The organism is Halomonas daqiaonensis, from assembly GCF_900109725.1.
Classification (GTDB): domain Bacteria; phylum Pseudomonadota; class Gammaproteobacteria; order Pseudomonadales; family Halomonadaceae; genus Halomonas; species Halomonas daqiaonensis.
The window spans coordinates 255,850-266,846 of the sequence record NZ_FOBC01000002.1; the positions used below are offsets into that span (position 1 = coordinate 255,850).

Sequence of the window (10,997 nt, forward strand, 5' to 3'; positions counted from 1 at the left end):
CCCTCAGCGGTACTGGTAGTGGTAGTGGCCGTAGTAGCCGGAAGCTGTCGAGGGCTTGTGCTCCACGGCATTCAGCACCGCGCCACGCACCTGGATTCCACTATCTTCCAGGCGGCGCCTGGCCGCCTTGATCTCGCGAACGGGGTTCTTCTCGAAACGAGCCACCAGCAGGGTGGTGTCGCAGTGCTTGCCGACTACACTGGCATCCGTGACTGCCAAGATCGGGGGGGTATCGACCAGCACCAGGTCGAACCTGTCGCTGAGTGCTTCCATGGCCTGCGCCAGGCGAGACTGCATCAGCAGCTCGGAAGGGTTGGGGGCCACCCTGCCGCGACTGATCACATGGTAGTTGTCGATGCCGGTGGGTCGAATGATGTCGGCAAGGCCGCACTGTCCGGACAGATAATCGGATAGCCCCGGGCTGGCATCCAGCTGGAAGGCGCGATGCAGGTAGCCCTTGCGCAGGTCGGCATCGACCAGTACGACCCGTTTGCCTGCCTGGGCGAAGACCGAGGCAAGGTTGATCCCCAGGAAACTCTTTCCGACACCGGGACTTGACCCCGTGATCATCATGCGGTTGTTGCACCCTTCCAGCAGGGCGAAGTGCAGGCTGGTTCGCAGCCCACGAATCGCTTCGACGCTCAGGTCTGCCGGCTGGCGTTGGGCCAGAATGCCGGTTACCACGTTCTTGGCCTGCCCCAAGCCTCTGCGTCTCACCCGCTTGGTCAGGCGCGACTGGGCGCTGGAGAGCGGAACGGTGGCGTAGACGGGAATCCCTGCCGCCTCGATCTGTTCGGGTGAGGTGACGCCACGACGCAGCAATTCGCGCACCAGCACCAGACCGACGCTGAGCACAAGACCCAACAGCGCCGCCAGGACCAGGATGTGAGAGCGATTGGGAGCCACCAGGCCACTGATCACCGCGCTGTCGATGATACGCACGTTGCCGATGGTGCCGGCACGCGCCACCTCCAGCTCCTGAATCTTGTTGAGCACGTTGACGTAGATCGCCTGAGTGACATCCACATCGCGCCTCAGGCGAACCACTTCCTGCTGCGCGGCAGGAAGCTCGTTCACCCGATCGTTCAATTCGGCCCTGTCCTGCTGGATCTGACGACGCTGGCGCAGCAGGGCCTGGTAGGTGGGGTGGCTGGGCGTATAACGCTGAGCCAGCTCGGCTTCCTGAAACTCCAGCTCGTTCAGTCGGGTTTCAAGCTCGATGTAGCGTTCAATGGCAGCCTGCGATTCGCTGTTGAGATCGACGCTGTCCAGGCCAGAGCGATATTCATTCAGCCGCAGCTCGGCTTCGGCCAGTTGGGCGCGAAGCTCGGGGGCCTGCGCCTCCAGAAATTCCAGGCTCTGCTGGGCTTGGGCCGACTGGCGCTCGACATTCTGGGTCAGGAAGGTTTCCGTCACGGCATCCAGGGTGCGAGTCAACTCAACCGGGTCGTCACCGACCATAAGCAGGCGCAACATGATGCCGGAGGGTGAGGAGGATCCCGACGTGGTATCCCGAATCTGCAGCCGGGAAGCGATGCTCCCTATCGCCGAGGTACGGTGCTGCTTCATGAGGCGAAAGCGCGCCCCGGGCGCCGCTTCGAAGCTTTCGATACGCAGAATCAGCTCATCGTCGAGAAAGCGTTCCGCCTGCCCGATGTGGCCGCTGCCGATAGGCACATCGTCCAGCAGCACCTGATAGCCCTGCTGTAGGCGCTCGACAAGGATCCTTTGTCCTCGGCGGCTATCGGCTAGATCGAAGCGTGTCACATCGAGGGACTCATCGCCCCAGACATGGGGTTGGCCGACCATGAACTCCGGCCGGGGAACCTTGTGGCGCTCCACGAAATTGCCAATATAAGGCAACTCGACCGGTTGAATGATGACATCCCGCTCGAGGCGATCCACTACCTGACCCAGCACCATCCGCGACTGCAGGATCTGCACTTCAACCGATGTGTTGATCTCGTCATCTCCCATGACGCTGCCGACGGTACCTAAAGGGCTGACACTCGAGCGCCTCTCTACCTGCACCAGGGCGTTGGCCTGGTAGATAGGGGTCGCCAGCTGACCCTGAACGTACCCGAACCCGGCGAAGAGCAGCGTGATGAACAGGATCAGCCATTTATGATCCATCATCAGCATAAACAGGCGCCCGAGATCGATGTCCTTTGTGTCCTGGCTTTGCGGTGTCTCGTTCATGAATTCTTCCGAGGCGGAGGGAAAAATGGGGAGCCCTTGCAGGCGTCAGAGCCGGTCTGCCCAGAGGCGAGTGGCCGCCTGCAGCAACCGATGGACATGCTCGAAGACGTCCTGGCTCTTGCGGTAGGGGTCGGGGATGTCCGTGGCCTGCTCCTGGCTCAGCCACTTGCCCAGCAGCAGCGTTTTTCCACGCGCCTCCGGCCAGCGCCCGGCCAGTGCCTGGCGCTGACCTTCCGTCATGACCAGCACGAGATCAGCTTCGGCAAGCATTCCGGTTTCCAACTGGCGTGCTTCATGGGCCTCGACGTCGAGCCCGTCGGCTTCCGCCAGCCTTCGTGCCTGGGCATCCACCGGCTGCCCGACCAGGGCACCCAGGCCGGCGGATTGTACCGTCAGCCCCGGCAGCCGGCATTGCAACATCGCCGCCGCCACGGGGCTGCGGCAGATGTTGCCGGTACACACGATCAAGATACGCTGGAACATGGTTAGCAGCCTGTCGGACTTAACACTGATCTACTGCGAATCCCGGCCTTTCGGCCAACTTCATTCGATCTGATTCGTTAAAGAGCCCCACTATTCGCCTCATCAGATCGATAAATTTGACTCGAAATCCGTCATTCTCGTGACGATCGGTCAAGCCCAACAGGCTGCTATAGCAGTTCGCCGAGGTCTTCACCGCTGCCACCGATATCACCCGGGAGAGTCAGTGACGGCAGAAGCAGGCTGATCACGCGGTTCCAGCGAGCCAGCGGCGCGGTAGTGACGTACACCACATCACTGGGCTCGAGGGGAAATTTGCTGGCCATCATGTAGGCGGTGGCATCGCTCACATCGAGCTGATACACCGTAGCCAGCTTGTCGCTTTCCAGCGAATGAGGGCGCAGTACGAAGATCCCCGAGGCATCCCCACGCTCTTCATCGATGCCGCCGGCACGGGACAGGGCATCGGTCAAGGAAAGAAGCTCTCGGTTCATGGGCAGGTTGCCGGGCGACATGACCTGGCCGAGCATGGCAACCCCCTGGTTGTCGGCACTGGCCAGGTGCAGCTGGTCGCCGTCTCGGAGCAGGCGATTCTGGGTCTGGTCGCCCTCGCTGAGCAGGGCAAACAACGAAAGCTGCTCCTCCTTTCCGCCACGAATCAGGGTGAGCTCATGCCAGTAGGCGTCAGCAGTGGGGCCGCCGGCGGCACTGATGGCATCCACTATGGTCAATGGCACATTGGTGATGGGTAAAACACCCGGCGAGCTGACTGCGCCGGTGACATAGGCCTTCTGTGAATTGAACTGGGCGACAAACACATCTACCTGAGGGTTCGTCAGGTACTCCGACAGGCCACGGGTGAGTTGCAGGCGAATGTCATCCGTTGCCTTGCCGGCGACACTGATACGTCCCAGGAAGGGGTAGAAGATGGTGCCATCGGGCCTGACGATGTGGCCGGCTTCAGTCGCGCTGCGCTCGGCGCCAGCAGGAATAGTGAGTTCGGGGTGATCGTAGACGATGATGCTCAGGATATCACTAGGGCCGACATGATAGTCGTACTCGGCAATCTGGCGGCGCAGCCCAACCGGCTGGGGCTTAGCGGTCGGCCGCTCGCGTTCGATGCGTTGCAGCAGTTCCGGTGTGATGGCTTCGATATCCACACTTTCGGAGAGATCGACGCTTTCATCGGCACGACGATCCATGTGCCCACCGGGGGCCATGACACATCCCGCCAGTCCAAGCATGGTCAAGCCTGTCAGGATAAGCCTGAGTGATCTGAGTATCGTCATGAGAGTCTTCCATGTTGTTTATGTCTACCAGGCGTTGCTTCTTCCACGCTACCGCCCCGAGGTGTTGGCACATCCTCGAGGCCAGTCAGTCTTCTTGTCACCGCTGGTCAGGAAACAGAGCTCGCCAGTAAGCGGCAGTTATCAGTTCCTGCTTGCCTTGTTGAACATCACCGCCGCTCCTTCCGCCTCCGACCGAACCTGAGCGAACGAAGCAGCCGGTTTTCCATATGCCTGCGCCCCTGCCCAAGGGCGGAAAACATCGGCTGTGCCATGGTGGCCCTCAACGGGCTGCCGCGGCTCACTAGAAACTGTCTTGTCTTGCGACTGACCGCAGGCCACCTGCTGGAGCCAGCGGATATCCACCAGCTCGTTTAGGGGTGCGTATCCGACCGGGACTGAGAGGAGAATCTTGCGGACCTGGTCCATATCCTGCTTTTGACATGCCAGATCGAGTGCCTGGAGCGACGGCTGAAGTATTTCCCAGTCGAGCATTGTCTCGTTGGCCGTCATTATTCGGGGGTGAGACGTAGACTCCGCCGCTTCGGAGATCAGCAGCTCTTCATAGAGCTTTTCTCCGGGGCGCAGTCCCGTGAACTCTATGGCGATATCGCCTTTCCTGCAGGCGAAGGCAGGCGGCGTGCCGTGCATGGCGTTGGCATTCGGCTCGCTGGTGTCGAGGTAGTAGGGTTGCAGCCCGCTCAACAGAATCATTCGATGTGCCAGATCCACAATCTTGATCGGCTCTCCCATATCCAGCACGAAGACATCCCCACCACGCGACATGGCACCCGCCTGGATGACCAGTTCGGCGGCTTCGGGGATGGTCATGAAGTAGCGAGTGACCTCGGGATGGGTAACAGTGACAGGCCCTCCCCTTTCGATCTGCTCGCGGAACAGGGGAACGACGGAGCCGGATGAGCCGAGCACGTTGCCGAATCGGACCATCGAGAAGCAGGTGTCGGATTGCTCCCTGGCCAGCGCCTGGCAGACCAGTTCGGCCATCCGCTTGGTGGCTCCCATCACGTTGGTCGGCCGCACGGCTTTGTCCGTGGAGACCAATACCACCTTTTCCACGCCTGCGGACACGGCGGCCTTGGCCATGCCAAGCGTACCGAAGACATTGTTGCGAATGCCCTCGGCCATGTTCTGCTCAACCAGGGGCACGTGCTTGTAGGCAGCGGCATGGTAGATGGTATCGACGCTGAACACGCGCATGAGCCCTTCCAGGCGTTCACCGTCCTGCACCGAGACCAGGATAGGCTGACAAGGAACCTGGAGCCCTTCTCTCCGCTTCAGCTGCGCAATATCCTGCTCTATGCGGTAAAGTGAATATTCCGACACATCGATCAATAGTAGCTGCTTGGGATGCTGCCTGAGGATCTGGCGGCTGAGCTCGCTGCCGATGGAACCGCCGGCACCGGTGACCATCACGACCTTGCCAGTGATATTCGCTCCCATCAGCGACGGGTCGGGCGGGATGGGATCTCGCCCCAGCAGGTCCTCGATCGCAACGTCTCGCAGCTCGGTGACCTTGGCCTTGCCCGATACCACGTCGGCCATGTCGGGAATGGTCTGGACCGGTATCTTCATTATCTCAATAGACTCGATAACTTCCTGACGCCTGGCACGCGATGCTCCGGGGATTGCCAGAAGAAACATCTGGACGCCGTACGCCTTGATGATGTTGCTGCACTCCTCCGGCGGGTAGACCTTGAGCCCCTGGACATGGCTACCCTGCAGGCGGGGTGCAAAGTCCACGAATGCAACGGGCTCATAATGGCGCCCATGGCGAAGCGACATGACCAGTTGGCGTCCGGCCGCTCCAGCTCCGTAGATCAGGACGCGCTTCTTGTGCTGCTGTTGCTCACGCAAGTAGAAATGACGTAGGCCGAACCTGACACCACCGACCGTGAGCAGTGCAAGCATGGCATACAGAAAAGGGACCGAATTGGGGATAGGGAGATCAAACAGCAGCGCCGTCACGCCAAGCACACCGGAGGATGCCACGACACCGATCAGGATCGTCTGGGTTGTTTTCAGGCCAAGGTGACGAATGATCGCTCGATAGAAACCAAGCCATGCAAACAGAGCGATGCTGATAGGTACGACTATCGGCAACGCGAGCCAGACGCCAAACTGGCCGAGAAAATTGAAGCTATCAAGCCTCAGCCACATTGCGCCCAGGAAGCTGGCCATGATGAGAACGATGTCTGCCAGCACTTCCATAACTCGCTTGGTGGTGCGAGACAGCCCGAACAGAATTGACAAGACTGGAGGCATGGCGAAACCTTCTTGACCCTATCGGCGGTGATGGAGACGCCCACACCTTGACGTTCAGACAGACAAGCTTGTTGACGACGCCAAGGCACACACAATCAATACTCGAAACTTACTAGATGGTTACAGGCGGTAGCAAATAAAAACATCGGTGTCGCAGAAAAACCACACTTTTGGCCCACTTCATCCCGCCGATCGTCAGACCGACAATCTTCTTCCTATTCGGCAGGTACATGCGCAATTGCCTGTTTTTCTAAAGTCATGATTCCAGAACTGGCATTACAGAAACCATTAACCCTGTATACACTTGATTATTAAAGAGAAAAACTGATTTCTAACAATTCACCCTTGCTTCCATCTCTACGGTTAGATGTGACCAGGGTGTCAAAATCGCGAGGTGGGGGACGAGTCGTGTCACTTCACGTAATTCTGTTACAGCCTCAAAAAGTATGAATTATCTAGTCTTTAAGGATGGTTTAAGGCCATAATCGGGCTGCCACTTTTTAACTTGGCTTATTAATCAGGTCGTTGATTTGGTGGCTTATGTCGGTTGTTACCGACACAAGACCACTCCAGCGTCACCCGGCCCACGACTTTGCCGAGAAGACGTGGCGGCACCTGAACTTCTTTCAGCACCACTGTTACCTGCATGCCCGCGTGTCCCGCACCAAGTGTCCCGAGCATGGCGTCAGGCGCATCAAGGTGCCCTGGGCGCGGCCGGGCAGCGACTTAACCCTGCTGTTCGAGCAATCCGCCATGTCGCTGGTCAAGGAGATGCCGGTGCTGGCATCGCCTCCTCCAGGAGCAAAGGCGAAAGGAGGGGTATGCCGTAAAAATCCGAATAATTCCATGGAGTTAAGTGAGATTCCGGCATCATGACCGCGGATTCTGGAAAATGGCCGAAATCGGTCATGATGAAACGGAATGGCCGGTCATGTTGAGCCGGAATAGTCGGTAACGATAGATCGGGGCGGGCGGTCACGATGGCGCGGAATACGCTAGGCGACCCGGCCAATGTGGTCGAGGTGGTCTGCGACATGTCTCAGGCTTTCCTGGGTGGCGTGGCCGATAACCTCTCCAACGCCGAGGTGACGGGCGACGGGTTCCACATCGTGCAGACCTTCACCAAGGTACTGGACGAGGTCCGCAAAAAGAGCGCCGTGAGAAAGGTCACCCCAAAGCCCTCCGGTGGGCGGTCTTGAAGAATCTGGATAACGGCAATCTGACGGCCAACCAGATCACCGCGCTCCAGGAGCTGGTAGCCGACCAAGGGGCCACCGGCGATGCCGGGGTCATCAAGGAAAAGCTGCGCTGGATCCAGAAGGCTCCCACACCGCGTGCCGCCTGGTGGCGCATCACGAACACCCTCAAGGTCATCGCGAGGCCGACACTAGCCAAGCACTGCTTACGCCGATGGCGAAGGCCCTAACGACGCTGGAGCGCCATGCCGGGCAGGTGCTGGACCTCCGGCCTGACCAACGCCCGCCTGGAGGGCATGAACAGTCTCTTCCAGGCGGCCCGGTCAAGAGTGATGGCGGGCATGTACAACCGTATCAAGGTCATCAAACGGTTGACCTACAGGTACCGAGACACGGTGTACTTATTCCTGAAGATCCGTGCCGCGTTCCCGGCAAAGTGCGATAAACCATAAAAAAAGATCAAGAACCGCCGGCCCTTGATCCTCATCGTTCGTTCCTCAGACTTCAGCGTCGGGTGGCGTCGTAGCCCAGATCGGCCCCGCGGCTTTCGTCGCTGCGGCGACGCTCACTGCCCTGGCGCTTGCGGTTCTCTTCCTCGCAGACCTCGTCCTTGCCCCCGCAGACGTCGCAGCCTTCCTTGAGGCCGAGGTTGTTGAGGCCGCCGCAGGTCCCGGCGATGGGCTTGCGACCCATGATCACGCCAACCGCCATGGCGGCCATGATCAGCAGAAAGAAGGCGAATACCATCAGGTAGGTTGTCATTGCAGCACTCCTCAATCACGAAAAAACGATCATCTCAACTCTGAGACAACACTGGGCGGTGAGAAGTCCAGGTCGAGAAATATCTGATGCCTGAGATGACGACCAGGGACTATCAGCATGTCTGTCGGCATTTCGGGCAGCAAATCGAAGGGGCCGGCCTTTCGGCCGGCCCCGGGTTACGCTTTGAGACGATCGAGATCAGCCGCCGAAGTCGTCCAGCAGGATATTCTCGGGTTCCACGCCCAGGTCGATCAATAGCTTGATCACCGAGGCGTTCATCATGGGCGGTCCGCACATGTAGTATTCGCAGTCCTCGGGAGCCGGGTGGTCCTTGAGGTAGTTCTCGTAGAGAACGTTGTGGATAAACCCGGTCGGCCCATCCCAGTTGTCCTCGGGCTGCGGGTCGGAGAGCGCCAGATGCCACTCGAAGTTGGGGAACTCCTCGGCCAGCTGGTCGTACTCCTCGTTGTAGAAGGTCTCCCGCCAGGAGCGCGCGCCGTACCAGAACGTGATCTTGCGGTCGGTCTTGAGCCGCTTGAGCTGGTCGAAGATATGGCTGCGCATCGGCGCCATGCCGGCACCGCCGCCAATGAAGACCATCTCGGCGTCGGAGTCCTTGGCGAAGAACTCGCCGAAGGGCCCCATGACGGTGACCTTGTCGCCCTTCTTCAGGCTAAAGACATAGGTCGACATCAGCCCCGGGGGATGGTCGGTATTGGGCGGCGGTGTGGCGATACGGATGTTGAACTTGAGGATACCCTTCTCATCCGGATAGTTCGCCATGGAGTAGGCGCGGATGACTTCCTCGTTGTTCTTGTGGGAGATGTTGAACAGCCCGAACTTCTCCCAATCGCCTCGATACTCCTCCTCGATGTCAAAATCCTTGAAGGAGATATCATAGGGCGGTGCCACCAGCTGCACATAGCCGCCGGCGCGGAAGGCCACTTCCTCGCCCTCGGGCAGCTTGAGGTTGAGCTCCTTGATGAAGGTGGCGACGTTGGGGTTATCGATGACCTCGCATTCCCACTGCTTGACGCCGAAGACCTCTTCCGGGACCTCGATCTTCATGTCCTGCTTCACCGGCACCTGGCAGGAAAGGCGCCAACCATCCTTCTTCTCGCGCAGGGTGAAGTGGGACTCCTCGGTGGGCAGAATGGCACCACCGCCCTCTTCCACCACGCACTTGCACTGGGCGCAGGAGCCACCGCCGCCGCAGGCGGAGGAAAGGAAGATGCCGTTGGCGGCCAAGGTGTTGAGCAGCTTGCCGCCGGCCTGGGTGGTCAGGGTGTGCTGGGGATCGCCATTGACCTCGATGGTCACATCCCCTGTGCTGACGAGCTTGCTGCGGGCAGCCAGGATCACCAGAACCAGGCCGATGACGACCACGGTGAACATGACCACACCGAGCAAGATGACTGTTGTATCAACCATGTCGGTTTCCTATTGCTTGACGTTGCCTGGACCCCGGCGATCCATCCGGCCGCCGGGAGAGCACGACCTGCCTCAGAGCTGGATGCCGGAGAAAGACATGAAGCCCAGCGACATCAGCCCCACGGTGATGAAGGTGATGCCCAGCCCCTGCAGGGAGTCCGGAACGTCACTGTACTTGAGCTTCTCGCGAATGCCGGCCAGCGCCGTGATGGCCAGCGCCCAGCCGGTCCCGGCGCCCAGGCCATAGACCACGGACTCGCCGAAGTTGTAGTTACGCTCGACCATGAACAGCACGCCACCCAGGATGGCGCAGTTCACGGTGATCAGCGGCAGGAACACGCCCAGCGCGTTGTAGAGCGCGGGCACGTACTTGTCGAGGAACATCTCCATGATCTGCACCAAGGCGGCAATGACGCCGATATAGGAAAGCAGACCCAGGAAGGAGAGGTCGATGTTCTCGGCACCGCTGATACCGGTCCAGGTCAGGGCGCCTTCCTGCAGCAGGAGGCTATAGACCAGGTTGTTGACCGGTACGGTAACGCCCAGCACCACGATGACGGCGATGCCCAGGCCGAAGGCCGAGGAGACCTTCTTGGAAACCGCCAGGAAGGTACACATGCCCAGGAAGAACGCCAGGGCCATGTTCTCGACGAAGACCGAGGCAACGAACAGGCTGATATAGTGTTCCATGTTACACGGCCTCCTTCGGCTGGGTGTTTGCCTTCATCTTGAACTCGTTCTCTTCGACCTGCTCCGGGTTGAGGCTACGCAGCACCCAGATGATCAGGCCGATGATGAAGAACGCCGAGGGCGGCAGCAGCAGCAGGCCGTTGGGCACGTACCAGCCGCCATCCTGTACGGGCTGCAGCACGGTGAAGCCGAACACGCTGCCGGCACCGAGCAATTCACGGAAGAAGCCCACGGTCATCAGGATGAAACCGTAGCCGATGCCATTGCCGATGCCATCCAGGAAGGACATTCCCGGGGTGTTGGTCATGGCGAAGCCTTCGGCACGCCCCATCACGATGCAGTTGGTGATGATCAGACCGACGAACACCGAGAGCTGCTTGGACATCTCGTAGGCGTAGGCCTTGAGGATCTGGTCAACCACGATGACCAGCGAGGCGATGATGGTCATCTGCACGATGATGCGGATGGAGGACGGGATATGGTGACGGATCAGCGACACGAACAGGTTCGAGAAAGCCGTCACGAAGATTACCGCCAGTGTCATCACCAGCGAGACACTCATGCTGGTGGTTACCGCCAGGGCCGAGCAGATACCCAGTATCTGCAGGGCGATGGGGTTGTTCTTGAAGATCGGCGTCGTCAGGACGCTCTTTGGGCTCGCAGCGGACAT

At 59.6% G+C, this 10,997-nt stretch carries 11 protein-coding genes and 1 pseudogene; 3 read left to right on the top strand and 9 right to left on the bottom strand.

What is annotated here, in order from left to right; genetic code table 11:
- Positions 1-3: 3 nt before the first annotated feature.
- From BMY30_RS02525 to BMY30_RS02540, 4 genes are all read right to left on the bottom strand, one after another.
- Positions 4-2,199, bottom strand: a complete 2,196-nt coding sequence (locus BMY30_RS02525) for a polysaccharide biosynthesis tyrosine autokinase (protein ID WP_089710265.1) — start codon at positions 2,197-2,199, stop codon at positions 4-6.
- 45 nt (positions 2,200-2,244) lie between these two features.
- Positions 2,245-2,682: a low molecular weight protein-tyrosine-phosphatase gene (locus BMY30_RS02530; RefSeq protein WP_089710267.1), complete on the bottom strand. Its 438-nt coding sequence runs from the start codon at positions 2,680-2,682 to the stop codon at positions 2,245-2,247.
- Positions 2,683-2,849: 167 nt separating this feature from the next.
- On the bottom strand, positions 2,850-3,968 hold the full coding sequence (locus tag BMY30_RS02535; RefSeq protein ID WP_089710269.1) for a polysaccharide export protein: 1,119 nt from the start codon (positions 3,966-3,968) through the stop codon (positions 2,850-2,852).
- A gap of 141 nt (positions 3,969-4,109) precedes the next feature.
- On the bottom strand, positions 4,110-6,248 hold the full coding sequence (locus BMY30_RS02540; protein ID WP_089710271.1) for a polysaccharide biosynthesis protein: 2,139 nt from the start codon (positions 6,246-6,248) through the stop codon (positions 4,110-4,112).
- Between the two features lie 579 nt (positions 6,249-6,827).
- On the opposite strand from BMY30_RS02540, the pseudogene BMY30_RS17515 reads away from it, so the two are divergent.
- Positions 6,828-7,031, top strand: a pseudogene (locus BMY30_RS17515) (transposase family protein); the annotation flags it as partial.
- On the opposite strand, the gene BMY30_RS17780 reads toward BMY30_RS17515, so the two are convergent.
- Complete coding sequence (locus BMY30_RS17780) at positions 7,012-7,284, bottom strand: hypothetical protein (protein ID WP_170840040.1); 273 nt, start codon at positions 7,282-7,284, stop codon at positions 7,012-7,014. The pseudogene BMY30_RS17515 and the gene BMY30_RS17780 sit on opposite strands and share 20 nt — an antisense overlap.
- Here BMY30_RS17780 and BMY30_RS02550 point away from each other — a divergent pair.
- A complete protein-coding gene (locus BMY30_RS02550; protein ID WP_089710276.1) occupies positions 7,229-7,447 on the top strand; it encodes a transposase in 219 nt (72 codons plus the stop codon). The genes BMY30_RS17780 and BMY30_RS02550 overlap by 56 nt on opposite strands.
- Positions 7,444-7,674 (top strand): hypothetical protein, encoded by a 231-nt coding sequence (locus BMY30_RS02555; protein ID WP_089710277.1) that lies wholly within the window; start codon positions 7,444-7,446, stop codon positions 7,672-7,674. Before BMY30_RS02550 ends, BMY30_RS02555 begins: the two co-directional genes overlap by 4 nt.
- Positions 7,675-7,948: 274 nt before the next feature.
- Here BMY30_RS02555 and nqrM read toward each other — a convergent pair whose 3' ends face one another.
- From nqrM to BMY30_RS02580, 4 genes are all read right to left on the bottom strand, one after another.
- Positions 7,949-8,206: a (Na+)-NQR maturation NqrM gene (gene nqrM / locus BMY30_RS02565; protein ID WP_089710281.1), complete on the bottom strand. Its 258-nt coding sequence runs from the start codon at positions 8,204-8,206 to the stop codon at positions 7,949-7,951.
- Positions 8,207-8,404: 198 nt separating this feature from the next.
- Complete coding sequence (gene nqrF, locus BMY30_RS02570; RefSeq protein ID WP_089710284.1) at positions 8,405-9,637, bottom strand: NADH:ubiquinone reductase (Na(+)-transporting) subunit F; 1,233 nt, start codon at positions 9,635-9,637, stop codon at positions 8,405-8,407.
- A 72-nt stretch (positions 9,638-9,709) separates the two neighbouring features.
- Positions 9,710-10,327: an NADH:ubiquinone reductase (Na(+)-transporting) subunit E gene (gene nqrE, locus BMY30_RS02575; protein WP_089710286.1), complete on the bottom strand. Its 618-nt coding sequence runs from the start codon at positions 10,325-10,327 to the stop codon at positions 9,710-9,712.
- A gap of 1 nt (position 10,328) precedes the next feature.
- The gene (locus BMY30_RS02580; RefSeq protein ID WP_089710288.1) at positions 10,329-10,997 is read right to left on the bottom strand and encodes an NADH:ubiquinone reductase (Na(+)-transporting) subunit D; all 669 of its coding nucleotides are present in this window, start codon (positions 10,995-10,997) and stop codon (positions 10,329-10,331) included.

Excerpts from the sequence above, each read along its gene's own strand:
- BMY30_RS02525 (WP_089710265.1), bottom strand. The coding sequence starts at position 2,199 with ATGAACGAGACACCGCAAAGCCAGGACACAAAGGACATCGATCTCGGG.
- BMY30_RS02530 (WP_089710267.1), bottom strand. The coding sequence starts at position 2,682 with ATGTTCCAGCGTATCTTGATCGTGTGTACCGGCAACATCTGCCGCAGC.
- BMY30_RS02535 (WP_089710269.1), bottom strand. The coding sequence starts at position 3,968 with ATGACGATACTCAGATCACTCAGGCTTATCCTGACAGGCTTGACCATG.
- BMY30_RS02540 (WP_089710271.1), bottom strand. The coding sequence starts at position 6,248 with ATGCCTCCAGTCTTGTCAATTCTGTTCGGGCTGTCTCGCACCACCAAG.
- BMY30_RS02550 (WP_089710276.1), top strand. The coding sequence starts at position 7,229 with ATGGCGCGGAATACGCTAGGCGACCCGGCCAATGTGGTCGAGGTGGTC.
- BMY30_RS17780 (WP_170840040.1), bottom strand. The coding sequence starts at position 7,284 with ATGTCGCAGACCACCTCGACCACATTGGCCGGGTCGCCTAGCGTATTC.
- nqrM (WP_089710281.1), bottom strand. The coding sequence starts at position 8,206 with ATGACAACCTACCTGATGGTATTCGCCTTCTTTCTGCTGATCATGGCC.
- nqrF (WP_089710284.1), bottom strand. The coding sequence starts at position 9,637 with ATGGTTGATACAACAGTCATCTTGCTCGGTGTGGTCATGTTCACCGTG.
- nqrE (WP_089710286.1), bottom strand. The coding sequence starts at position 10,327 with ATGGAACACTATATCAGCCTGTTCGTTGCCTCGGTCTTCGTCGAGAAC.
- BMY30_RS02580 (WP_089710288.1), bottom strand. The coding sequence starts at position 10,997 with ATGTCCGCTGCGAGCCCAAAGAGCGTCCTGACGACGCCGATCTTCAAG.